The 21,585-nt window shown below is 72.6% G+C and carries 24 protein-coding genes; 8 read left to right on the top strand and 16 right to left on the bottom strand.

Annotated elements, in window-relative coordinates; translation table 11 throughout:
- Positions 1-66 precede the first annotated feature (66 nt).
- Entirely contained in the window at positions 67-1,308 is a 1,242-nt protein-coding gene (locus tag IGS69_RS03070; RefSeq protein WP_190896721.1) for a geranylgeranyl reductase family protein, read from the top strand.
- On the opposite strand, the gene IGS69_RS03065 is transcribed toward IGS69_RS03070, so the two are convergent.
- Positions 1,292-1,741 (bottom strand): nitroreductase family deazaflavin-dependent oxidoreductase, encoded by a 450-nt coding sequence (locus tag IGS69_RS03065; RefSeq protein WP_190896719.1) that lies wholly within the window; start codon positions 1,739-1,741, stop codon positions 1,292-1,294. The genes IGS69_RS03070 and IGS69_RS03065 overlap by 17 nt on opposite strands.
- Positions 1,742-1,913: 172 nt before the next feature.
- Here IGS69_RS03065 and IGS69_RS03060 point away from each other — a divergent pair, with 172 nt between their 5' ends.
- From IGS69_RS03060 to IGS69_RS03050, 3 genes are all read left to right on the top strand, one after another.
- Entirely contained in the window at positions 1,914-2,606 is a 693-nt protein-coding gene (locus tag IGS69_RS03060; RefSeq protein ID WP_190896717.1) for a TetR/AcrR family transcriptional regulator, read from the top strand.
- A 99-nt stretch (positions 2,607-2,705) separates the two neighbouring features.
- Positions 2,706-3,950, top strand: coding sequence for a sensor histidine kinase (locus IGS69_RS03055; RefSeq protein ID WP_190896715.1), 1,245 nt, complete (start codon positions 2,706-2,708; stop codon positions 3,948-3,950).
- Positions 3,947-4,612: a response regulator gene (locus IGS69_RS03050; protein ID WP_190896713.1), complete on the top strand. Its 666-nt coding sequence runs from the start codon at positions 3,947-3,949 to the stop codon at positions 4,610-4,612. Before IGS69_RS03055 ends, IGS69_RS03050 begins: the two co-directional genes overlap by 4 nt.
- Here the strand turns inward: IGS69_RS03050 and IGS69_RS03045 are convergent.
- From IGS69_RS03045 to IGS69_RS03035, 3 genes are all read right to left on the bottom strand, one after another.
- Complete coding sequence (locus IGS69_RS03045; RefSeq protein ID WP_190896711.1) at positions 4,573-4,857, bottom strand: DUF6332 family protein; 285 nt, start codon at positions 4,855-4,857, stop codon at positions 4,573-4,575. The two genes, IGS69_RS03050 and IGS69_RS03045, sit on opposite strands and share 40 nt — an antisense overlap.
- Positions 4,858-4,934: 77 nt before the next feature.
- Positions 4,935-6,422 carry an MFS transporter gene (locus IGS69_RS03040; protein ID WP_190896709.1) on the bottom strand — a complete coding sequence of 496 codons (1,488 nt, stop codon included), beginning with the start codon at positions 6,420-6,422 and terminating at the stop codon, positions 4,935-4,937.
- Positions 6,423-6,463: 41 nt separating this feature from the next.
- Positions 6,464-7,432 (bottom strand): MsnO8 family LLM class oxidoreductase, encoded by a 969-nt coding sequence (locus tag IGS69_RS03035; protein WP_232543420.1) that lies wholly within the window; start codon positions 7,430-7,432, stop codon positions 6,464-6,466.
- A gap of 100 nt (positions 7,433-7,532) precedes the next feature.
- On the opposite strand from IGS69_RS03035, the gene IGS69_RS03030 reads away from it, so the two are divergent.
- Positions 7,533-8,279, top strand: coding sequence for a nucleotidyltransferase domain-containing protein (locus IGS69_RS03030; RefSeq protein ID WP_190896707.1), 747 nt, complete (start codon positions 7,533-7,535; stop codon positions 8,277-8,279).
- Here IGS69_RS03030 and rpmF read toward each other — a convergent pair.
- The 3 genes from rpmF to IGS69_RS03015 form a co-directional block, all read right to left on the bottom strand.
- On the bottom strand, positions 8,262-8,432 hold the full coding sequence (gene rpmF, locus IGS69_RS03025; RefSeq protein ID WP_190896705.1) for a 50S ribosomal protein L32: 171 nt from the start codon (positions 8,430-8,432) through the stop codon (positions 8,262-8,264). The two genes, IGS69_RS03030 and rpmF, sit on opposite strands and share 18 nt — an antisense overlap.
- A gap of 103 nt (positions 8,433-8,535) precedes the next feature.
- Positions 8,536-10,131 carry a solute symporter family protein gene (locus IGS69_RS03020; RefSeq protein ID WP_190896703.1) on the bottom strand — a complete coding sequence of 532 codons (1,596 nt, stop codon included), beginning with the start codon at positions 10,129-10,131 and terminating at the stop codon, positions 8,536-8,538.
- Positions 10,125-10,571, bottom strand: a complete 447-nt coding sequence (locus tag IGS69_RS03015; protein ID WP_190896701.1) for a DUF485 domain-containing protein — start codon at positions 10,569-10,571, stop codon at positions 10,125-10,127. The genes IGS69_RS03020 and IGS69_RS03015 overlap by 7 nt, the downstream gene beginning before the upstream one ends.
- 335 nt (positions 10,572-10,906) lie before the next feature.
- Here IGS69_RS03015 and IGS69_RS03010 point away from each other — a divergent pair, with 335 nt between their 5' ends.
- On the top strand, positions 10,907-11,401 hold the full coding sequence (locus IGS69_RS03010; protein WP_232543418.1) for a phosphatase domain-containing protein: 495 nt from the start codon (positions 10,907-10,909) through the stop codon (positions 11,399-11,401).
- Between the two features lie 3 nt (positions 11,402-11,404).
- Here IGS69_RS03010 and IGS69_RS03005 read toward each other — a convergent pair whose 3' ends face one another.
- The 5 genes from IGS69_RS03005 to egtA form a co-directional block, all read right to left on the bottom strand.
- On the bottom strand, positions 11,405-11,620 hold the full coding sequence (locus IGS69_RS03005) for a dodecin (RefSeq protein WP_190896697.1): 216 nt from the start codon (positions 11,618-11,620) through the stop codon (positions 11,405-11,407).
- Between the two features lie 128 nt (positions 11,621-11,748).
- Positions 11,749-12,711 (bottom strand): L-histidine N(alpha)-methyltransferase, encoded by a 963-nt coding sequence (gene egtD, locus IGS69_RS03000; RefSeq protein ID WP_190896694.1) that lies wholly within the window; start codon positions 12,709-12,711, stop codon positions 11,749-11,751.
- Positions 12,708-13,499 carry an ergothioneine biosynthesis protein EgtC gene (gene egtC, locus IGS69_RS02995; protein ID WP_190896692.1) on the bottom strand — a complete coding sequence of 264 codons (792 nt, stop codon included), beginning with the start codon at positions 13,497-13,499 and terminating at the stop codon, positions 12,708-12,710. The genes egtD and egtC overlap by 4 nt, the downstream gene beginning before the upstream one ends.
- Positions 13,499-14,836 carry an ergothioneine biosynthesis protein EgtB gene (egtB, locus tag IGS69_RS02990; RefSeq protein ID WP_190896690.1) on the bottom strand — a complete coding sequence of 446 codons (1,338 nt, stop codon included), beginning with the start codon at positions 14,834-14,836 and terminating at the stop codon, positions 13,499-13,501. Before egtB ends, egtC begins: the two co-directional genes overlap by 1 nt.
- Positions 14,833-16,134, bottom strand: a complete 1,302-nt coding sequence (gene egtA / locus IGS69_RS02985; RefSeq protein WP_190896689.1) for an ergothioneine biosynthesis glutamate--cysteine ligase EgtA — start codon at positions 16,132-16,134, stop codon at positions 14,833-14,835. The genes egtB and egtA overlap by 4 nt, the downstream gene beginning before the upstream one ends.
- A gap of 292 nt (positions 16,135-16,426) precedes the next feature.
- Here egtA and IGS69_RS02980 point away from each other — a divergent pair, with 292 nt between their 5' ends.
- Entirely contained in the window at positions 16,427-17,272 is an 846-nt protein-coding gene (locus IGS69_RS02980) for a TIGR02452 family protein (protein ID WP_190896687.1), read from the top strand.
- On the opposite strand, the gene IGS69_RS02975 is transcribed toward IGS69_RS02980, so the two are convergent.
- From IGS69_RS02975 to IGS69_RS02960, 4 genes are all read right to left on the bottom strand, one after another.
- On the bottom strand, positions 17,235-17,681 hold the full coding sequence (locus IGS69_RS02975) for a type II toxin-antitoxin system PemK/MazF family toxin (RefSeq protein ID WP_190896685.1): 447 nt from the start codon (positions 17,679-17,681) through the stop codon (positions 17,235-17,237). The two genes, IGS69_RS02980 and IGS69_RS02975, sit on opposite strands and share 38 nt — an antisense overlap.
- Before the next feature lie 42 nt (positions 17,682-17,723).
- Positions 17,724-17,936 (bottom strand): hypothetical protein, encoded by a 213-nt coding sequence (locus tag IGS69_RS02970; RefSeq protein ID WP_190904771.1) that lies wholly within the window; start codon positions 17,934-17,936, stop codon positions 17,724-17,726.
- A 19-nt stretch (positions 17,937-17,955) separates the two neighbouring features.
- Positions 17,956-19,404 carry an amidase gene (locus tag IGS69_RS02965; RefSeq protein WP_190896683.1) on the bottom strand — a complete coding sequence of 483 codons (1,449 nt, stop codon included), beginning with the start codon at positions 19,402-19,404 and terminating at the stop codon, positions 17,956-17,958.
- A gap of 388 nt (positions 19,405-19,792) precedes the next feature.
- Positions 19,793-20,242 (bottom strand): spore-associated protein, encoded by a 450-nt coding sequence (locus IGS69_RS02960; RefSeq protein ID WP_190896681.1) that lies wholly within the window; start codon positions 20,240-20,242, stop codon positions 19,793-19,795.
- Positions 20,243-20,589: 347 nt separating this feature from the next.
- Between IGS69_RS02960 and IGS69_RS02955 the strand changes: the two genes are divergently transcribed.
- Positions 20,590-21,510 (top strand): SCO2400 family protein, encoded by a 921-nt coding sequence (locus IGS69_RS02955; RefSeq protein WP_190896679.1) that lies wholly within the window; start codon positions 20,590-20,592, stop codon positions 21,508-21,510.
- Positions 21,511-21,585: the final 75 nt, after the last annotated feature.

Below are 21,585 nucleotides of genomic sequence, written 5' to 3'. Positions count from 1 at the left end.
CGGTGACCGCCGCCGTAGGATGCGGGAGACAGCGGCAGGCGGCTTGATCGGGAGCAGTAGACCATCGTGAGCAGCGAGAACTCTTCGGCGGACGACGTGCGGCAGGTGTGGGACGTCGTCGTGGTGGGCGCGGGACCCGCGGGCGCTTCGGCCGCGTACGCGGCGGCAGTGGCCGGCAGACGCGTGCTGTTGCTGGAGAAGGCCGAACTGCCGCGGTACAAGACGTGCGGCGGCGGCATCATCGGCCCCTCGCGCGACGCCCTGCCGCCCGGCTTCGAGCTGCCGTTCAGGGACCGGGTGCACGCGGTGACCTTCTCGAACAACGGCCGCTTCACGCGCACGCGCCGCTCCCGGCAGATGCTCTTCGGGCTGATCAACCGCCCCGAGTTCGACCAGCAACTCGTCGAGCACGCGCAGAAGGCGGGCGCCGAGCTGCGTACGGGTGTCACGGTCCAGCGGGTCGAGCAGCACGGCTCGACGGTGCCGGACCGGCGCACGGTCGCCGTGGTCCTGCAAGGCGGCGAGGTCGTGCTCGCCCGGGCCGTCGTCGGGGCGGACGGCAGCGCCAGCCGCATAGGGGCGCATGTCGGCGTCAAGCTCGCCCAGGTGGATCTCGGCCTGGAGGCGGAGATCCCGGTGCCGGAGACCGTCGCCGAGGACTGGAAGGGCCGGGTGCTCATCGACTGGGGCCCCATTCCGGGCAGTTACGGCTGGGTCTTCCCCAAGGGCGACACGCTGACCGTCGGGGTGATCTCGGCCCGCGGTGAAGGCGCCGCCACCAAGCGGTACTTGGAGGAGTTCATCGGCCGGCTCGGCCTCGCCGGATTCGAACCGAGCATCTCCTCGGGGCACTTGACCCGCTGCCGTGCCGACGACTCGCCGCTCTCCCGCGGACGGGTGCTGGTGTGCGGGGACGCTGCCGGGCTCCTGGAGCCATGGACGCGCGAGGGCATCTCCTTCGCGCTGCGGTCCGGCCGGCTGGCGGGGGAGTGGGCGGTGCGGATCGCGGAGGCGCACGACGCCGTGGACACACGCCGGCAGGCCCTCAACTACGCGTTCGCGGTCAAGGCCGGGCTCGGGGTGGAGATGAGCGTCGGCAAGCGGCTGCTCACGGCGTTCGAGCGCCGTCCGGGGCTGTTTCACGCGGCGTTGACGGGTCTGCGCCCCGCGTGGCGGGCGTTCAAGGAGATCACGCAGGGCTCGACGTCGCTGGGCGAGATCGTCCGCACGTATCCGATCGCCCAGCGTGTCCTGGCCGCGCTGGACCGCCGTCCCGCCGCGGGCGCGGAGGTCAGCTCGTCCGAGTGATCTCGAAGACGGGGTGGTCCGGGGCGATGCGGCGCAGCTCGCCGTCCGGGGAGTCGGGGCCGACTCCGTTGAAGAAGACCCCGACCTCCGCCTTCCAGCGCTTGAGGTAGGCGCGCAGGATCGGGGTCTTGTCGTCGTCGGCGACCTCGGTCGCGGTGAAGGTGTCCACGTGCTTGCCGAGGTGCAGTTCGCCGCCGCCCGCGGCGCGCATGTTGTGCGTCCACTGCACATGGCCGCGGGGTGCGACCAGGTACTGCTTGCCGTCCAGGGTCAGCAGATTGACCGGGGTGGTGCGCCACTGGCCGCTCTTGCGGCCGCGGACGGCGAGGACGCGGGAGCCCCAGACGCTGACGCCGCGTCGGGTCAGCCAGGCCACGCAGCGGTTGAGGACGTTGACGGTGAACCAGCCGGGCTTCTGGACGTGCGTGGACATGGGGGTCCCCTCGGGTGATGGCGAAGCGGTGCTCTCTTCCGTGAGCACTGCTCTCGCTCCTTCTGGTGTCAGTCTGCACGAGGCCGTACACCGAAGCAAGAGCACCGCTCTCGAATTTGTTCACCGCTCTCTTTTGTGTGCACTGCTCTTCTTTCATGGGAGACTGCTCGGCATGAGCACCGCACACGGCGCCCGTGCCCGGGCCAGGATCGAAGTCACCGCGGCCATTAAGGACGAGGCCCGCAGACAGCTCGCGGCGGAGGGTGCCGCCCGGCTCTCGCTGCGGGCCGTGGCCCGTGAGCTCGGCATGGTCTCCTCGGCGCTGTACCGCTACTTTCCCAGCCGTGACGACCTGCTGACCGCCCTCATCATCGACGCCTACGACTCCCTCGGCGAGAGCGCCGAGGCGGCGCACGAACCGGCGGCCGGGCCCTTCGAGCGCTGGATCGCGGTCTGCGAGGCGGTGCGCGGCTGGGCACTGGACCATCCGCACGAGTACGCGCTGATCTACGGCTCACCCGTCCCCGGCTACACGGCCCCCGACACCACCGTCCCGGCCGCCGCCCGTGTCGGGCTCCTGCTCATCGGCATCGCCCGCGACGCCCACCGGAACGCCGGGCTCGCCCGGCCCCCGCTGGCGGACGACCTCCGCCCGGAGGCCGAGCGCATGGCCGCCGACCTCGCCCCGGACCTCCCCCCGGAGGTCGTGACCGCGCTCGTCGCGGCCTGGGCCCAGCTGTACGGGCTGGTCGGATTCGAGCTGTTCGGCCAGTTCAACCGGGTGGTGGAGGACCGGGAGACGTTCTTCCGGAACGCGGCGGGGCAGCTCGCCCGGGGGGTCGGGCTGGTTCCCCCGTCCCCGTAGACCGCCGGCCCGGTGAACGGGCGTACTTCCCATGGAGTACGCGTGATCACCACGCCGGGGTGACGCGGCCGCGTGAGCGTGGCGTCTAGCGTGGCCGGTATGGACGAGCAGCGTGCGCGGGGCGGTCCGCCGCGGTGGTGGCGGACCGGGCCCGCGTGGTGGGACCGGTGGGAGGGGCGCGAGCCGCGATGGCCCTGGCGGTCCACGGTCCTGGTGACCGCGTTCGTCCTGGCCGGGTCGAACTTCGCCGCCCACGGGCAGCAGGGCGAGCGGGCGGAGCTGGATCTCTTCGCGCGGGCGCTGCTGCTCGTGGCCGGCGGGCTGCTGCTGTGGCGGAAGCGGTATCCGGTGGCCGTGCTGTTCGGCACGGCGGCCGCCGTCACGGTCTATCTCGGAGCCGGGTATCCCTACGGGCCGGTGCTCTTCACCGTCGCCCTCGCCTGCTTCAGCGCGATCGTCGCCGGGCACCGCCGGGCGGCGTGGGCCGCGATGGGCATGCTCTGGGCCGGACACGTCCTGGTGGCGCACTGGCTCTTCCGGTGGCTGCCGCCGTCCGGCGACTCCGCCGCCTCCTGGGGCGAGGAGATCGTGGTCGCCACCTGGGTGGTGGCGATCGCGGCGGTGTCGGAGCTGTTCCGTGTCCGGCGCGAACAGTGGGTCCGGGAGCGGGCCGAACGGGCCGAGGCCGCGCGGCGGCGGGCCGACGAGGAGCGGCTGCGGATCGCCCGGGAGCTGCACGACGTCCTCGCCCACAGCATCTCCGTCATCAACGTCCAGGCCGGGGTCGGCCTCATGCTCCTCGACACCGACCCCGAGCAGGCCCGCACGGCCCTCACCACGATCAAGGACCAGAGCAAGGAGGCGCTCGGCGAGGTGCGCCAGGTGCTCGACACCCTGCGCGCCCCGGGGGACGCGCCGCGCGCCCCCGCGCCCGGGCTCGACCGGCTGCCCGAACTGGTGGAGCAGGCCGCGAGCGCGGGTCTCACGGTGGACGTCGAGGGGGAGCCGCCGCGCCTCGCTCCCGGCAGCGACCTCGCCGCCTTCCGGATCGTCCAGGAGGCCCTGACCAACGTCGTCCGGCACTCGGGGTCGCGGCACGCGCGCGTGCACCTCGCGTCCGAGGCCGGTGTGCTGCGGCTGTGCGTGGACGACGACGGGCCCGCGACCGGGGACCGCGCGGGCGGCAGCGGCAACGGGCTCATCGGGATGCGGGAACGGGCCGCGGCCCTGGGTGGCACCATCGAGGCGGGCCCCCGCCCGGACGGAGGGTTCCGGGTGCTCGCCGTGCTGCCGCTGACGGCAACCGCCGGCACGTCCCCCGGACCGGCACAGGAGGACCGTTGATCCGCGTACTGCTGGCCGACGACCAGTCCCTGGTGAGGGCGGGGTTCCGGGCGCTGCTCGACGCGCAGCCCGACATCGAGGTGGCCGGGGAGGCCGCCGACGGCGAGGAGGCCGTGCGCCGCATCCGCGAACTGCGCCCGGATGTCGCCTTGATGGACATCCGCATGCCCGCCCTCGACGGCCTCGCCGCGACCCGGCAGGTCACCGGCGACCCCGGCCTGGAGGACGTCAGGGTCGTGATGCTCACCACCTTCGAGCTCGACGAGTACGTCTTCGAGGCGATCCGCTCCGGCGCCTCCGGCTTCCTGGTCAAGGACACCGAGCCGGAGGAACTCCTGCGCGCCGTCCGGGCGGTGGTCGCGGGCGACGCCCTGCTGTCCCCGGGCGTGACCCGGCGGCTGATCTCCGAGTTCGCGTCCCGCTCCAAGGAACCGGCGGCGGCCGGCGCCCTGGCCCGGCTCACCGAGCGGGAACGTGAGGTGATGGCGCTGGTCGGGATCGGCCTGTCCAACGAGGAGATCGCCCGCCGCCTGGTCGTCAGCCCGCTCACCGCGAAGACCCACGTCAGTCGCACGATGGTGAAGCTCGGCGCCCGCGATCGCGCCCAACTGGTCGTCCTCGCCTACGAGTCGGGGCTGGTGCGGCCGGGCTGGCTGGGCTGATCCGCCGTCCGGAACCGGAGCAGGACACTGACGGCCCGCGCGACGAAGAGGACCGGCGCGAGCACCGTGCCGGCGCGCAGCAGCAGGCGCTCGGCCGTGCCCGGCAGGTCGAAGAGCAGCGCGGGCCCGGCCACGGCCCCGAACACCACCGCCGCGGCGAAGGCAGCACTGCACAGCGCGTACCCGGTCTCGACGGTGATCGCGTCGCGTTCCGCCTGACTGCGCCGTCCCCCGTGACCGGTCATACGGCGAGTCGAACAGGGGTGCGCCCGGCGGGCGAGGCAGCCCGCCGGGCGCACGGCCGGAGGCGTCCCCCGAAGCACTAGTCGCGCACGGCGACGCGCTCCGCCTCCTTGGGAGTGGACTTGGCGACCACGACGGACGGGCCCGCGGACTTCCTCCCCCGGCTGGGCCGCAGGCCGGTGAGGGTGATCAGCAGGCCGGCGACGGCGATGCCCGTGGCGACCATGAACCCGGGCCGGTAGCTGTCCAGGACGGCCTGCGGAGTGGGGTCCGCGGGGGCGCCGGCGGTCACCACGGCCGTGACGACGGCCAGGAAGATCGCTCCGCCGACCTGGACGGAGGTGTTGAGCAGGCCCGAGACCATGCCCTGCTCGTGGTCGTCGACGCCGTTGGTGGCCTGGATGTTGAGAGACGGGAAGACCAGGGCGCAGGCGGCGCCGATCAGCAGCATGCTCGGCAGGATCACCGCGGCGTACACCGGGTCCAGGTCGACGCGCAGGAACAGCGCGTATCCGAGAACCATGAGCGCGAAGCCCCCCGCGATCAGCCGCTGGGTGCCGAACCGGTCGACGATCGTGCCCACCATCGTCGACGACACCGCCACGAGCGCGCCCGCGGGCAGGAAGGCGAGCGCCGTGTGCAGCGCCGACCAGCCCAGCAGCGACTGCATATAGAGCGTCGCCAGGAACTGGAAGCCGACATACGAGCCGAAGAACGCCATGGCGCCGAGCTGGGCGCGGATCTGGCTGCCGGAGCGCAGCACGCCGAGCCGGATCAACGGTCCCGCCGAGCGCCGCTCCACCAGGACGAACACCGTCAGCAGCGCGGCCACCGCGAGGAAGGACAGCAGGGTGCGGGCCGACGCCCAACCGGCCTCCGGTGCCTGGACCACAGTGAAGACCAGCAGCAGCATCGAGGCCGTGCCGAGGACGGCGCCGGGGACGTCGTAGCCGTTGTGGTCCTTCTCCCGTTCGCTGCGCGGCAGCAGCTTCAGACCGGCGACGAGCGCGATCAGGGCGATGGGTGCGGGCAGCAGCATGGTCAGGCGCCAACTGGCTTCGGTGAGCAGGCCCGAGAGCACCAGGCCCATGGAGAAGCCGGTGGCCGCGCAGGTGGTGTAGATGGAGAGCGCCCGGTTGCGCAGCGGGCCCTCGGGAAACGTCGTGGTGATGATCGACAGGCCGGCGGGGGCCGTGAAGGCCGCGCTCAGGCCCTTGATGAAGCGACTGGCGATGAGCAGCGGCCCCGAGTCGACGAGTCCGCCGAGCAGCGAGGCGAGCGCGAAGACGCCCAGGGCCACCAGGAAGACCTGACGCCGGCCCAGCAGGTCGGCGGCGCGTCCGCCGAGCAGCAGCAGACCGCCGTAGCCCAGGATGTAGCCGCTGACGATCCATTGCAGCGCCGAGGTCGACAGGCCGAGGTCGGCGCCGATGGACGGCAGGGCGACGCCGACCATGGACACGTCCAGGGCGTCCAGGAACATCGCGGCGCAGAGCACGAGCAGGGTGCCCCAGAGCCGTGGCGTCCAACGCCCTTCGGAGGCGGGGCAGATGAGCGGAGAGGTCATACCCCGGACACTACATGCGTGTGCATGAGATGCAAACGCATTTAATTCAGGTGCAACAATCTCGGTTCTCTGTTACGGTGCGGCGCATGGCTCAGCAGGCCGAGCAGGCGCTCGTGGAACAGTGGCGGGACATTCTGGCGCTGCACGCGCGGACCCAGTGCGAGCTCGATCGTGCGCTGCACGGCCACGGGCTGTGCGCCAGCGACTTCGAGGTGCTCGACGTCCTCGCCGGGTGCCGGACACCGAAGGGCACGCCGTCCTACCGCGTCCAGGAGATCTCCGAACGGGTCCACCTGAGCCAGAGCGCGCTGGAGCCGCCGGGCCTCCTCGGGGGTGGCGGCCACGGCGATGGTGCCCGAGATGACGACGTAGGGCTCGGGGGCCCAGGCCGAGGGGCGGAACCGGTCGCGGTAGTGGTCGATGCCGCGCCGCATCTTCTCGCGGTTCCTCAGGTCGCCGATCACCATGGGCAGGCCCGCGCGGGCGGCGATGCCGGCCCCCTCACCCATGGCCAGGACGAACGGCGGCACGGTCAGGCCCTCGGCGGGGCGGGCGTGCACCCCGGTGGGTGAGGTGCCGCGGAACCAGCCGAGCAGCTCCGCGAGCTGGCCTTCGAAGTCCTCGGCGTCGCCCTTGTCGCGGCCCAGGGCCCGGCGCACCCCGTCCGTGAAGCCGACGGACCGGCCCAGACCCATGTCGATCCGCCCGGGGAACAGCGACTCCAGCACCCCGAACTGCTCCGCCACGACCAGCGGCCGGTGGTTGGGCAGCATCACCCCGCCGGTGCCGACCCGGATCGTCCGGGTCGCGCCCGCGACGGCGGCGGCCAGCACGGTCGGCGCGGAACCGGCGACGCCAGGCACGCCGTGGTGTTCGGAGACCCAGACCCGGTGGTAGCCGAGCAGCTCCAGCTCCCGCGCCAGCCGCACGGTGTCGCGCAGCGCCTCGGGGTGGGTGTGCCCCTCGCGGGTGCGGGAGCGGTCGAGGACGGACAGGCGCACGGGATCCATACGTGTTTCTACGCCGGACGGGGCCGCCGGTATTCCGGCGCGGGCGCGGCGGGACCGCCGCCGGAAAAACCGGGTGACCGCGTCCGCGCACGTCAGGACAATGGTCCGGTACCCAGAAGTGAAAGGCGGCCGGGCCGTGACCGTCCCCACAATCCTGCTCTCCGGCATCGTCGGATCGACCGCCTACGGTCTCGCCCGCCCGGGTTCGGACGTCGACCGTCTCGGCATGTTCGCCGCGCCCACCGAGGAGCTGCACGGTCTGCGCCGGCCGAAGGAGTCCCACGTCACCACGGCGCCGGACCGCACGCTGCACGAGGCCGCCAAGTGGTGCCGGCTGGCCCTGGGCGGCAACCCGACCGCGATGGAGCTGGTGTGGCTCCCGGACGACCTGTACGAGGTGCGCACCCCGCTCGGCGACGAACTCATCGGCATCCGCACGGCGTTCCTGTGCGCCAAGCGGGTCAGGGACGCCTACCTCGGGTACGCCACCCAGCAGTTCCGGCGACTGGAGGCGCGCGGCGACGGTTCGTTCTCCGCCGACACCCGCAACCGCACCGCGAAGCACGCCCGGCATCTCAAACGGCTGTGCGCGCAGGGCCTGGAGCTGTACACCACCGGGCGGTTGACGATCCGCGTCGAGAACCCGGACGAGTACCACGCCTTCGGCGAGCGCGTCGCCGCCGATCCGTCGGTCGCCCTGCCCCTGCTCAGGTACTACGAGGCCGCCTTCGACGAAGGTCCCACGGTGCTGCCGGACGAACCCGACGAGGCGCCGGTCGAGGCCTGGCTGCGCCGGGTCCGCGCGCACTTCCTCAACGGGGCGGGGCACTCAGCCGTCGGGACGTAGCAGGCCCCGCTCGTAGGCCCTGACCAGGTTCTGCGGGACGAGGTGACGGACGCCGTCGACGGTGACGGGCACCAGTGCCGGGGTGACCGCCTTCCACTGGGCGCGGCGGTGACGGGTGTTGCTGCGGGACATCTTCCGCTTCGGGACAGCCATGGGTTCCTCCTCGGTGGTCGGGCACCGAGGACGCTACATGAAAATGGATCCCATTAACAATGGGTGTCCCGGCGCCCGGCCGCCGTGGTTCCTCGAAGGCGTCTCAGTCGTCGGCGCCCAGTAGCATCCGCAGCTCGAACTCCTCGTGGGCGGCCGGTTCTTCGGCCGGGCCCCAGTCCAGCACCGTGCCGAGCCAGCCCAGCAGGAAGCCCACGGGGATCGAGACGATGCCGGGGTTCTGGAGCGGGAACCAGGCGAAGTCGGCCCCGGGGTAGAAGGAGCCCGGGGCCGAGGAGACGACGGGGGAGAAGACGGTCAGCAGGACGGAGCAGAGCAGCCCGCCGTAGAGGCTGAGCAGGGCGCCCTTGGCGCTGAAGCGCCGCCAGAACAGGGTGTAGATGATCGTCGGCAGGATCGCGGACGCCGCGATGGCGAAGGCCAGGAAGGCGAGCGTCGCGGTGTTCGCGCCCCAGGCGACCAGGGCCAGCAGGATGCCGAGGACCCCGATGACGGCCCCGGACAGCCGGGCGACGGTCAGCTCCTCCGTCTCGCTCGCCCGGCCCTTGCGGATCACCTCGCTGTACAGGTCGTGCGCGAGGGAGGAGGCCGCGGCCAGGGTGAGACCGACCGCCACGGCCAGCAGCGTCAGATACGCCAGGCAGGTCAGCAGCGCGGTGAGGACGCTGCCGCCCAGTTCGTGGGCGAGCAGCAGCACGGAGGCGTTGCCGGTGCGGTCGGTGCCCTCGATGGTGTTCCGGCCGAGCAGCGCGGTGGCACCGAGCCCCATGATGCCGGCCCCGAAACACGCCGCGCCGACCAGGCCGACGGCCCACACCACCGAGGAGCGCAGGACGCCGCTGTTGCGCGGGGTGAGCAGCCGCATCAGCACGTGCGGGAGGGCGGCGAGGCCGAGGACGATGGCCAGTTCGAGGCTGAGGAAGTCCAGCTTGTTGCTGACGGTGCCGCCGTAGCGCAGCCCGGGCTGGAGGAAGCTCAGGCCGGAACCGCTGCGTTCGGACGCCCTCTGCAGCAGCAGGTCGGGGTTCCAGTCGAAGTGGTGCAGCACCCAGCCCGCGGTGAACAGCACGCCCACCACCAGCATCACGGCCTTGATGATCTGGATGACCGTCGCGCCGGGCATGCCGCCGAGGGAGGCGTACAGGATCACGAAGACGCCGATCACGACCACGCACAGGGTGCGGGTGGGGCCGCTCGGCACACCGGTGAACTGCGTCAGCAGCGCGACGCTGCCCACGAGTTGGGCCACCAGGTACAGCGTGGCGATGGCCAGGATGCAGACCGCCAGCGCCACCCGTACCGGCCGCTGCTGCCGGGGCAGGCGCAGCGCCACCGTGTCGCCCAGCGTGAACTTGCCCGTGCGGTGCAGGGGTTCGGCGATCAGCAGCAGCACCATCATCCAGGCGACCGTGGTGCCGCCGAGGTACATCAGCCCGTCGTAGCCGGTCAGCGCGACCAGCCCGGTGCTGCCCAGCAGCGTGGCGGCCGACAGGTAGTCACCGCACATGGCGAGGCCGTTGCGCAGCGGCGACATGGCGCGGTTGCCGAGGTAGAACTCGCTGATCTCGTCACGCTGAGGAGCTGTCAGCAGTGCGATGAACAGGGTGATCACGACCACGGTCAGGAACAGGACGAACGTCAGCCGCAGGCTGCTGTCGTCGATGGCGGCGGCGCTCACCACGTGCGGAACCCCCTCGTCCCGTGCTGGAGCCGCTGCCCGGCACCCTGCGCATGCGCCGCCGAACGGCCGCGCCGGGTCCCGGTCTCGTACAGCCGGGATCTCAGGCCGCGGGCGAGCGGATCGACCCGGGTGCGCATGTGCCGGACGTAGCACCACGCGGTCACGCCCATGACGGCGAACTGCCCCAGACCGAGGGTCAGTCCGAGCGTGAGGCGGCCGAACAGCGGCTGGTTCATCACCACGGGCACAAAACTCGACACCAGTACATACAGCAGGAATCCACCGACGGACAGGATGGTCGCCCGGATACCGAACCGGCGCTGCGCGCGACGCAGAGAGTGAAATTCGGGATGGTCGGATATACGGGACGGCGGAGTTTGTTCGATGTGCGGCAGCGGGAATGGGGGAGGGTCTTCCCGCCGCGGTGAGAATTCGGGCACAGGCGCACCTTCTTCGCTGCATCGTGCCCCGCACTCGACCCCGTCGAGTCAGTGGACGCGTCCGGTTTTCGGGCAGGGGGAAGGGGTGCCGGACGCACGGTGGGGGTGCGGGCTCTGTGGGGGGTTCGCGAATCCGGATAACCATCGGCCCGGATTCACGCGGACGGCCTCGGGGTTCTTTGTGGGGATCCCCGACGAGCCCCGGCCACGGTGGTGGCGAGGCTGAGAGCGGAGTATGTCAGTGCTGTGCTTGAGCCATCAACTGTGAAGGTGAATTGACCCGTGTACATGGCTTGTTCACGCGCGCTGTCTCCATTGCGCTTAGGGTGGGCGGCGTGAGTGACGACCGAAGCAAGGCCCCCTTGGCCGTGTTCGACCTGGACAACACCCTCGCCGACACCACGCACCGGCAGGGGTTCCTCCAGCGCGCACCGAAGGACTGGAACGGATTCTTCTCGGCGGCGCCGCAGGACCCGCCCGTCCCGGAGGGCATCGCGCTGGTCCGGGAGCGTGCGCGGGAGTGCGAGATCGTCTACCTCACCGGGCGGCCCGAGCGCTGCCGGCGCGACACGCTGGAGTGGCTCGCCGCCCAAGGGCTGCCCGAGGGGCGCGTGTACATGCGGCGGGACGCCGACCGGCGGCCCGCCCGGTTCACCAAGCTGGAGATCCTGCGGCGGCTCGCCCGCACCCGCGAGGTCCGCGTCCTGGTGGACGACGACGAACTGGTCTGCGCGGACGCCCGGCGTGCGGGCTTCACCGTCGTACGGGCCGACTGGGTGACCCGGTCCGCCGAGATGAAGGCGGCGCAGGAGCGCGAGGGGCGGACCTGAGCACTACTCCGTCTCGTCGAGACGGAAGCCCACCTTGAGCCCCACCTGCCAGTGGGCGATCTGCCCGTTCTCGAGCTGGCCGCGCACCTGCGTCACCTCGAACCAGTCCAGGTTGTGCAGCGTCTGCGAGGCCCGGCCGATGCCGTTGCGGATGGCCTGGTCGACGCCGTCCGTCGAGGTGCCGACGATCTCCGTGACCCGGTAGATGTGGTTCGACATGCCGCTGCTCCTCTTCCCATGACGTTCCTGTGACGGGAGTGTCACGCGTCATTCCACCGTGCCCCAAGCGGCGGCGAAGCGCGAGATGTCGCCTCCCGCCGTCGCCGCCGCCCCCGGGTTCCCCGACGTCAGCGCGCCACGCTCAGCGACAGGGCGAACCGGCCCGGCCCGTCCGTCCACCAGTGGGCCAGGTCCAGCCCCGCCGCGGACAGTTCGGCGCGCACGCCCTCCTGCCGGAACTTCGCCGACACCTCGGTCCGTATCTCCTCACCCGCCGCGAAGTCGACGGCCAGATCGAGCGCCGGCACCTTCACCGTCTGGGCCGTACGGGAGCGCAGCCGCATCTCGATCCATTCCCGCTCCGCGTTCCACAGCGCCACATGGCCGAACGCGTCAGGCTCGAAGTCGGCGCCCAGCTCGCGGTTGATCACGGTCAGGACGTTCTTGTTGAACGCGGCCGTCACTCCGGCCGCGTCGTCGTACGCCCGGACCAGCACCTCCTCGTCCTTGACCAGGTCCGTGCCCAGCAGCAGGGCGTCGCCCGGGGTGAGCAGGGCCCGTACCGAGGTGAGGAACGCGGCGCGTTCGGCGGGCAGCAGATTGCCGATCGTGCCGCCCAGGAACGCCACCAGCCGTGGCCCCGGTGTGTCCGGCAGGGTCAGTTCCGCCGTGAAGTCGGCGATCAGCGCGTGCACGTCCAGTCCCGGCCGTTCGGCGGCGAGCGCCTGCCCGGCCTGGGTGAGGGCGCTGCCGCTGACGTCGACCGGGACGTAGGTGTGCAGGCCGGTGAGGGCGTCGAGCAGATGCCGGGTCTTCTCCGAGGATCCGGAGCCGAGCTCGACCAGGGTGCGCGCCCGGGTGGCCGCGGCGATGTCGCCGGAGCGCGCCAGGAGGATCTCCCGCTCCGCGCGCGTGGGGTAGTACTCGGGGAGTTCCGTGATCTTCTCGAACAGGTCGCTGCCGTGCGCGTCGTAGAACCACTTCGGCGGCAGGGTCTTGGGACGGCCGGTCAGGCCCCGGTGGACGTCGGCGCGCAGCGCGGCCCCCGTGGTGTCCTCGGGCAGGGTGCGGGTGAGGTGGAACGGGCTCACGTACGGGGCTCCTTGAAGGGTGCGGGCACGGTGGCGTCGGTCGGCTCCTTCAGCGGCGTCAGCAGCACGTCGGTGCGGCTCGCCGCGAGCAGGGTCCGGTCGGGAACCTCCTGCCAGTGCGGATCGTCGTCGTAGGGCTCGGAGGCCACGACGGTGCCGCCGCCGGGCCGGGTGAGGTACCACAGGGCGTCGCCCCAGGCGGTCGCGGTGATGGTGTCGCCGTCGGTGAGCAGGAGGTTCAGCCGGGAACCGGGGGCCGCCGCGGCGACCTCCAGGACGGTGTCGGCCATCGCCCGGCCCTCCTCGTCGCCGCTCCGCAGCCGCGCCAGCACCAGCGCCCACACGAGCGCCGAGTCGTTGCGGGCCTCCAGCGACAGCAGGTCCTCGTGCGGCAGCGTCCGGGACAGCGGGGCCAGCGAACCGGGCCAGCCCTTGACCGCCCCGTTGTGGCTGAACAGCCAGGTTCCCGCGGCGAACGGCGCCGCGGCGGCCTCCGCGTCGGCGCCCGACAGGGTCGCGTCCCGCACCGCCGCGAGCAGCGCGGGGGAGCGGACGACCCGGGCCAGATCGGCGAACGACAGGTCCGCCCAGATCGGCCCGGCCCGCCGGTAGCGGGCCGGCACCGGATCGCCCTCGGCGTACCAGCCCACCCCGAAACCGTCGGCGTTGACCGTCCCGTACCGCTGGTGCCGGGGCGCCCAGGACTGCCGGTACAGCGCGTGCGGCGGCTCCACGAGGAGCCGGCCCAAAGGCTCCTCCGGGCCCACGTAGGCCACATGCCGGCACATCAGACCTCCTCCGACCGGGCCGTGCGGAACCCGGAGAAGATCTGCCGCCGGATCGGGTAGTCCCAGTTGCGGAAGGTGCCCCGGCAGGCCACCGCGTCCACCGCGAACGAACCGCCGCGCAGCACCTTGTACTCGGGCCCGAAGAAGACCTCCGAGTACTCCTTGTACGGGAACGCCCTGAAGCCCGGGTACGGCAGGAAGTCGCTCGCCGTCCACTCCCACACGTCGCCGATCAACTGCCGTACGCCGAGCGGCGACTCACCGGCCGGGTAGCTCCCGGCGGGTGCCGGGCGCAGGTGCCGCTGGCCGAGGTTGGCGTGCTCGGGCCCCGGGTCGGTGTCGCCCCACGGGTAGCGCATCGAGCGGTCGCCGGCCGGGTCGTGCCGGGCGGCCTTCTCCCACTCGGCCTCCGTGGGCAGCCGGCGTCCCGCCCAGCGGGCATAGGCGTCGGCCTCGTACCAGCTCACGTGCAGCACGGGCTCGTCCGGCGGGACGACCTCGGTGACGCCGAAGCGCCGCCTGAGGAACTGCTTTCCGTCGCGCCGCCAGAACAGCGGGGCGTCGATGCCGTGCTTGCGGATGTGCGCCCAGCCGTCGGTCGTCCACCACCGCGGATCCTCGTAGCCGCCGTCCTCGATGAACGCCCGGTAGGCGCCGTTGGTCACCGGGGTGGTGTCGATGTGGAAGGGCGCCACCTCGCGCCGGTGCGCGGGGCGTTCGTTGTCCAGGGCCCAGGGCTCGCCGGAGGTACCCATCGTGAACGGGCCACCCGGGACGAGGACTTCGGACGGGCCCGTGGACAGGGGCGCCGGCTCCGGGTCGGGCGCCGTCAGCGCCGGGGGGCCCGTGCGCAGCTGATGCGTGATCAGCATCGTCTCGTCGTGCTGCTGTTCGTGCTGCGCGATCATCCCGAAGGCGAAGCCGGCCTCCGTCAGCCGCGTCCCGTGGAACGCGTGCCGCTCCAGCACGTCCAGCGCCCTGCCGCGTACGTCGGCCGCGTACGTGCGGGCCGCGGCGGGCGACAGCAGGGGCAGCTTCGGCCGCTCGGCACGCGGGTGCTCGAAGGCGTCGTAGAGGCCGTCTATCTCGGGCCGTATCGCCTCGTGCCCGGCGACGGCCCGCAGCAGCCATTGCTCCTCCTGGTTGCCGATGTGCGCCAGGTCCCATACCAGCGGCGACATCAGCGGCGAGTGCTGCGCGGTCAGGTCGGGTTCCTCCACGCAGCTCGTCAGCAGGGTGGTGCGGTCGCGGGCCACGACGAGTGAGGCGACCGCCCGCTCACGGAGGACCTCGGGGTCGACGGCCCGGGCGTCGACGGCGGGATCGGTGTCGGTCATGGGCGGAAGTCCTTCCCGTGGGCGCGGCCGTCCGTGCCGCGCTGTCGGTCGAGCAGGTCGTCGGCGGGGCAGCGGCCCAGGACGACGTAGCGGTCCAGATAGGCCGTGACGGCCTCGATGACCTCGGGGGCGGCGCCGAGCCGGGGCAGGGCGTCCAGCGCGGTCGTGAAGCACGTGACGGCCACCTCGCGCAGTTCCGCGTCGGCCAGGCCGCCGCGGGCCGCGTCGAGCCACAGCGGGTTGTGCGGCGCGGGCAGCCCCAGCGTCCGCTCGGCCAGTGGCTTCACGGCCCGGTAGGCGGTCTCGGCGGCCTCCGGGTCGTCGAACAGCGCCGCCGTCACGGCGAGCGGCACGATCCAGCCGTCGTCGCCGGGCTGCGCGTCGATCATGCGCAGTTCGAGATGGCCGCGCGGCCTGACCGGCGGGAACAGCGTCGTGACGTGGTAGTCGAGATCCTCCCGGGTGGGCGGCCGGGGCGTGCCCGTACGGATCCAGTCCCGGAACGTGAGGCCCTCGGGGACGTCCCAGGGGGCGTCGTCCCGCCGTACGCACATCACGGGGGAGTCCAGCACGTGCCGGGCCCAGGCGCCGCGCGGGTCGGCGTCCAGCCGCGGTCCGCCCGCCCGGCCGGCGCCGATCCGGGTCCACATCAGCTGCCGGGTGGACAGCCAGCCGGTCGGCCGGTGCTCGGCGAGCGGGGAGTTGGCGAACACGGCCACCAGGACCGCGCCCAGATGGTGGGCCAGCCACCAGCGCCGTACCAGGCCGAGCGGCCCGGGCTCCTCGTGGCCGGCGTCCAGGCACACCTGCACGGAGGCGGAGGTGCACATCATGGCGCGGCCGGCGGGGCCCGTGCGGTCCAGGCACGCCTCCATGGCGTCGTAGCGCGGTTGACGCAGGAAGCGGCGGGGTTCGTGCCAGGGGTCGTGGCCGAGGCCGACGAGGGCGAGGCCGCCTTCGCGCAGAACCGCGCGGACGGCGTCGAGGTCGGCGGAGACGGTGGAGATGACTTCCGTCAGGGAGGCGGCGGGGGGCGAGCTCAGCTCCAGCTGGCCGCCGGGTTCCACGGTGAGCGCCGACCTCAGGGGCACGGTCCGTACAGCGGCGTAGGCCGCTTCGAGTCGTTCGGGTGTGACGGGGAGCTGCGGTGCGCGCAGCTCGTGGACGAGCCATTCCAGCTCGACACCGAGGCGCCGGGGCGGGCCGGTCTTGAAACAGATGCCGCGGACGAGGGCTTCGACCTCGGCTTCGGACAGTGAGGCGCGTGGCCGGGTACAGCCACTTACCGAATCGGACATGTCGGGATCCTCCTGAGATTCCACCATGCCACCGGTCCGGGCTCTTCGGCTGCCCGGGCCGGGATCATCTGTCCCACCCAAGACGCTCGGGCCGCTCGGCACAAGGGGGCGAAGCGGGGCGTTCCCGGGCGGTCATCCGGCCTGCCCCGGTGTTTCCAGGCACTTTCCCGGGGGTCTCCCACGGTGAAAAAACTCTGTTGCACCGGAGATCCGGCATCACTCACGATGCTTGCGTGAGCACGACAAGAACGGCCGCGCGGCACGCGGTCACGGCGCGCACGGGGGTGGCGCCGTGAGCGCGCGCCTGCGCGGAATCGCCCAGCAGACCGAGCAGATCGTCGCGGCGGGCGCCTACCGCGCTCCGGACGGACGCGAGGTCTCGATCGCGGCCGGGCTGCGGGCGGCGCGCGAGGGCACGCTCCTGCACGGGCCGGAACCGGTGCCGGTACCCGCCGATCGGGTGACGGGGGCCCGCAGGACGCAGATCGAGGTCACGGGCGAGAGCAGCCTGGAGGCCGCCCGCCGGCTCGGCGGGCACGTGGCCGTGCTGAACTTCGCCTCGGCCCGCAATCCCGGCGGCGGCTATCTCAACGGCGCCCAGGCCCAGGAGGAGGCCCTGTGCCGGGCCTCCGCGCTGTACACCTGCCTCCTCGAGGCCCGCGCCTTCTACGACCACCACCGGGCCCACCGCGACCCGTTCTACACGGACCGTGTCATCCACTCACCGGCCGTGCCCGTCTTCCGCGACGACCGGGGCGGCCTGCTGGCCGAGCCGTACACCGCAGGCTTCCTGACCTCTGCCGCGCCCAACGCGGGCGTGGTGCACCGCACGGTGCCCGAACGGGCCGCCGAACTGCCGCGGGTCCTCGCGGCCCGGGCCGAGCGCGTCCTGGAGACCGCCGCGGCCCACGGCTACCGCCGGCTCGTCCTCGGGGCCTGGGGCTGCGGGGTGTTCCGCAACGACCCCGCGCGGGTGGCGGAGGCGTTCCGGGCGTTGCTGGAGCCCGGCGGCCGGTTCGCGCAGGCCTTCGAGCACGTGGTCTTCGGCGTCCTGGACCGGACGCGGGACCGTGCGGTGCTGGGCGCCTTCGAGCAGACGTTCAGCTCCAGCCGTAGCGCTCCTGCAGGCGGCGCCTGACCAGGTTGAAGCGCATGCGGTCCAGGGCGCAGGCCTCCCGGCGCATACCGTCCTCGTGCAGGCGCAGCACCCGGTCCACGTCGACCCACGAGTCCCGCCCCGTCCGGTCCCAGGGCCCGCTGCCGATCGGCACCCACTCCCGGTCGCCGTCGTGCCGCTTGCTGGACAACTGCACCGCCAGGAACGTCCCGCCCGTCTCACGCGCGACCACCAGCACCGGGCGGTCCTTGCCGCGGCCGTCGTTCTCCTCGAAGGGCACCCACGTCCAGACGATCTCCCCGGGGTCCGGGTCGCCGTCGTGCGCGGGGGAGTACTCCGTCCGCACCCGGCCCACCTCGCGCGGGTCGGCCTGGACGGTGGCGCAGGGGCCGTGACGGCCGGGGACGTTCTCGTCGGCAAACGTGCTCACGGGGGCACCTTAGAGGCTGCGCCCATGAGCACGCCGCCCGGGTCACCTGTCGTCCACCGGCACCTTCCGGGGCTGCCCGTCGAGCAACGCGCCGCCCCGCGGTGCCTGCCCGCCGTGGTCCGTCGACGCGAGCAACGGGCGGGCGAGGAAGTGCTCGGCACCGCCGCGCACCCGGACGATCACCTCGCCGACCAGCCCGGGCCCGGTCGTTCCGGACACCCGCCCCATGAGCCCGGGCACCGGCGCGTCCGCCATGAGGAGGGCCTATGGTCGCTCAGGCGGCGGCGGAACGTGCCGTGACCGGAGTCGGCCATCTGTCGGCCCAGCGCAGCTCCGCCTCCAACTGCGCGGCCACCTGCACGAGAAGCGGCTCGCTGTTCGCCGGGCCCAGCAGCTGCGCGCCCACCGGCAGTCCGTCCGGCGTGAATCCGGCGGGCACGTTGACGCCCGGCCAGCCCAGCACGTTCCACGGCCAGGCGTACGGGCAGGCCGCGATCATCGCCCGGTCGGTGGCGAACCCGCTGAGTTCGAGCAGGGCGCCGATGCGCGGCGGGGGAGCGGCGGTCGTGGGCGCGAGGACGACGTCGTACGACGTGAAGAACCCGCCGATACGCCGGTGCAGCACGGCTTCCGCGCGACGTGCGGCCCGCAGCGGGGCACCGCCGAGCAGCCGGCCCAGCCGGGCTGCGTCCCGGGTGCGCCGGTCCAGCAGCGCCGGGAAGGGCGCCTCGTCGACGCGCTCGGCGATCCCGGCCGTGGCGCGGGGCACGAAGGTCAGTCCGATCTGCCCGTACGGCGGGTCCGCCTCCTCCACGCAGTGACCCAACGCGGCGAGCCGCTCGGCCAGTTCGGTGACCCGGGTCCGCACCTCGGGCAGGAGCCGGGCGGGCACCGCCGTGAACGGCGGCTTGAGGGAGAGCGCGATGCGCAGCCGGCCCGGATCGCGGCCGACGGCCCCGGACACGTCGAGGCGCGGGGGCTGGTGCGGGTCCTGTGCGTGGTTGCCGCTCGCCGCGTCCAGCAGCAGGGCGGCGTCGGCGACCGTGCGGGCCAGGGTGCCGTTGACCGTGATGCCCTGGAAGGACTCGCCGCGCGGCCAGGTCGACACACGGCCGCGCTGCGGCTTGATGCCGACCAGATGCGTCCAGGCGGCCGGGATCCGCACGGAACCGGCACCGTCCGAGCCGAGCGCGGCGGGCACCAGACCGGCGGCGACCGCGGCGGCCGACCCTCCCGAGGAACCGCCGGGCGTGTGCTCGGTGCTCCACGGGTTGCGGGTGGCGCCGAAGGCGGGGCCCTCGGTGAAGGGCCACTGCCCGAACTCGCAGGTGTTGGTCTTGCCGACGATCACGGCCCCGGCCGCGCGCAGCCGCCGCACCGCCTCGCCGTCCTCGGCGACGGGCGGGAACTCCCCACAGCAGCCGAACGCGGTCGGTTCGCCGGCGACGTCCATGTCGTCCTTCACCGCGACGGGGACGCCGAGCAGCGGCCGGTGCACGCGCTCGGAGGCCGGGTCCCGCCCGGAGCCCGCCGCCAGCTCCCGGTCCGCGGCGTCGGCCTCGGCGAGCGCGGCCTCGGCCCGGACGATCCGGAAGGCGTTGAGGCTGCCCTGCGTCGTCTCGATCCGTGCCAGCGTCCGCTCCACCAGCGCCCGCGACGTCACCTCCCCCGCGGCCAGCGCACGGGCGGTCTCCGCCAGGCCTTCGCAGCGGTCGGACGTCATACGGACACCTCCGGAAGCGGCTTCTCTACCGAACGGTAACGTCCGGTGGCCGGTGGCGGAATGGCATCGACGGGAGTGGAAGTTCACCATCGGCCGCATCCTCCTCACCGGGCACATGTGGCATCTGCTCACACCATTGACGCACCTCTGCCCAGCCCCTACCTTTCGAGCCCCATGCCTCCGATCGAGAAGCCGAACCTTGTTCGGCATATCGAATACCGTCTCCCAGGGAGAGTCGCCCCGCAGCTCCGGCCGTGTCAGCTGAACGTTCCCGTGAACTTCACCGGCCCCTGCACGGTCCGCCGGACGGGTGACTGGGCGCGGCTACTCCTTCGGCACGGAAGAGGCCGGGCCTCACGGTCGCCCGTGGGGCCCGGCCGGAGGGGGGTCAGCGGGTGAACGTGACCCGGTGCTCCTTCAGGGAGCCGCAGTTGGAGCCGTACACCTGCACGTACGTGTTGGCGATGCTGCCGCCCCAGTCCACACAGTGGCCCTTGCCGTAGACGTACGTCGGTCCGGCGTACGACGTGAACAGGCCCTCGTCGTAGTGGCTCTCCCCGGTGTCCGGGACGGAGATCCAGGCGGACATGTTCACGGCCTTGCCCGGGTTGCTGCGGATGGTCGTGACGCAGTTCTCGCCGTTGGAGGCGTTGTAGGTCAGGTAGACGGTCCCCAGCGAGCCGACCTTCGCCGAGTTGACCGTCTTGTAGCCACTGCCGCAGACCTTCTGCGGAGTGGTGTTGGGCGCGGCCGACGCGGGCGACGCCAGGGCGGTCATGGTCCCCACGGACAGTGCCGCCACGGCGGATGCGGCCAGGACGGAACGCGTGAATCGCATATTTCCCCCTTGCAACTCTTCGAGGTGGTTGCTCCTGCATGGTGTGACCCTCGGGGCATCCAAAGGGTTGTGCGTCAGTTCCCAGGAAAATCGGGGGAGTTGAGGGTGAGTGGGCGCCCGGATCCCGGTGCGGTGGGCGCGGAGGCCCGAGCGTTCCCAGGCTCCGGATCTTTTACTCATGGGTCACTCAAGGCACACGCGAGATCCAGAGGATCTGTGCAGGGGTGTCACACAGGCTGCACACCGTCCTTTCAAAGCCTCGTTAGCGTTACGGCTCGATCCCACGTGCGAACGTGACCAGGCGCGGCCGGCGAGCCGCCGGAACAGCCAGATCGGGAAAACCACACATGGACTACTGCTCCTCGTGCCGTCGGCACCTCAACGGCGCCTTGGTCTGCCCGGGGTGCGGCGCCTACGCCCCGGACATCGACCCCTCCGCCATCGCCCCTCGTCGCGGCCCGGCCCCCGCGCCCGCCATGGCCCCCGGCGGCCCGGCGGCCTGGGAGGTCCCGGCCACGGCCCCCACGGGCACCTGGCACGACGGGACCGTGTGGGACGAGACCCCGGCGCGCATGGCGGTGCGTCCCGGCTCCGGCCCGTCCGACGCGTACGACGCCCCGGACACCGACACGGCCGAGGCGTACGAGGCCCGGCCGCAGGGCCGGGCAGCCCGGCGCCGCCAGATGGCCCGCTGGAAGAAGAACCAGCGCAGAGCCGTGGTCGCGACGGCGGTCGCGCTCGTGGGAGGCGGCCTGACCGTCGCCGCGATGAACGGCAACGCGAAGCCCGGCGTGCAGGCGGCCGCGACGCCGGAGGACACCACCATGGGCGGTGCCGCGGGGGAGGCGCCGGCGTACGCCGAACCGACGTCGAGGCAAGACGACACCCCGCGCTCCGCGGGCACCCCCACGACTCCGTCGCACGCCGACCGCGCCTCGCGCCACGAGCGCTCCCGGGCCGCCGACCCCCGCACCACGCCGACGGACACCCACACGGACGCGGCCGCCGCGCCCCGCGAACTGCCGCTCACGACCGCGCCCCGGCGCACCACCGTCACCGACACCGTCGACACGGCCACCGGCACCGCCGGTTCGTCCGGGTCGAAGGTCACCGAGCCGACGACACCGCCGGCCGCCGGGTCCGGATCCGACGCACAGCAGCCGGACACCCCCTCGACACCCCCGCCCGCGGCGACCACCCCGCCCGAGACGTCCCCCGCCGACTCGAAGCCGAAGGAACTCTGCCTGCTGGTCATCTGCCTCGGCTGACGGGCACACCTCCCACGACACGGCGCGGCCACCGGAGACCGGTGGCCGCGCGCCGTCGTCCTTCGCACCGTCGGC

Origin of the sequence: Streptomyces tuirus, assembly GCF_014701095.1 — a bacterium.
Taxonomy (GTDB): domain Bacteria; phylum Actinomycetota; class Actinomycetes; order Streptomycetales; family Streptomycetaceae; genus Streptomyces; species Streptomyces tuirus.
This window is presented reverse-complemented; position numbering and strand designations above follow the sequence as displayed.

Excerpts from the sequence above, each read along its gene's own strand:
- IGS69_RS03065 (WP_190896719.1), bottom strand. The coding sequence starts at position 1,741 with ATGTCCACGCACGTCCAGAAGCCCGGCTGGTTCACCGTCAACGTCCTC.
- IGS69_RS03060 (WP_190896717.1), top strand. The coding sequence starts at position 1,914 with ATGAGCACCGCACACGGCGCCCGTGCCCGGGCCAGGATCGAAGTCACC.
- IGS69_RS03055 (WP_190896715.1), top strand. The coding sequence starts at position 2,706 with ATGGACGAGCAGCGTGCGCGGGGCGGTCCGCCGCGGTGGTGGCGGACC.
- IGS69_RS03045 (WP_190896711.1), bottom strand. The coding sequence starts at position 4,857 with ATGACCGGTCACGGGGGACGGCGCAGTCAGGCGGAACGCGACGCGATC.
- IGS69_RS03040 (WP_190896709.1), bottom strand. The coding sequence starts at position 6,422 with ATGACCTCTCCGCTCATCTGCCCCGCCTCCGAAGGGCGTTGGACGCCA.
- IGS69_RS03035 (WP_232543420.1), bottom strand. The coding sequence starts at position 7,432 with ATGGATCCCGTGCGCCTGTCCGTCCTCGACCGCTCCCGCACCCGCGAG.
- IGS69_RS03030 (WP_190896707.1), top strand. The coding sequence starts at position 7,533 with ATGGTCCGGTACCCAGAAGTGAAAGGCGGCCGGGCCGTGACCGTCCCC.
- rpmF (WP_190896705.1), bottom strand. The coding sequence starts at position 8,432 with ATGGCTGTCCCGAAGCGGAAGATGTCCCGCAGCAACACCCGTCACCGC.
- IGS69_RS03005 (WP_190896697.1), bottom strand. The coding sequence starts at position 11,620 with ATGTCGAACCACATCTACCGGGTCACGGAGATCGTCGGCACCTCGACG.
- egtC (WP_190896692.1), bottom strand. The coding sequence starts at position 13,499 with ATGTGCCGGCATGTGGCCTACGTGGGCCCGGAGGAGCCTTTGGGCCGG.
- egtB (WP_190896690.1), bottom strand. The coding sequence starts at position 14,836 with ATGACCGACACCGATCCCGCCGTCGACGCCCGGGCCGTCGACCCCGAG.
- egtA (WP_190896689.1), bottom strand. The coding sequence starts at position 16,134 with ATGTCCGATTCGGTAAGTGGCTGTACCCGGCCACGCGCCTCACTGTCC.
- IGS69_RS02970 (WP_190904771.1), bottom strand. The coding sequence starts at position 17,936 with ATGGCGGACGCGCCGGTGCCCGGGCTCATGGGGCGGGTGTCCGGAACG.
- IGS69_RS02965 (WP_190896683.1), bottom strand. The coding sequence starts at position 19,404 with ATGACGTCCGACCGCTGCGAAGGCCTGGCGGAGACCGCCCGTGCGCTG.
- IGS69_RS02960 (WP_190896681.1), bottom strand. The coding sequence starts at position 20,242 with ATGCGATTCACGCGTTCCGTCCTGGCCGCATCCGCCGTGGCGGCACTG.
- IGS69_RS02955 (WP_190896679.1), top strand. The coding sequence starts at position 20,590 with ATGGACTACTGCTCCTCGTGCCGTCGGCACCTCAACGGCGCCTTGGTC.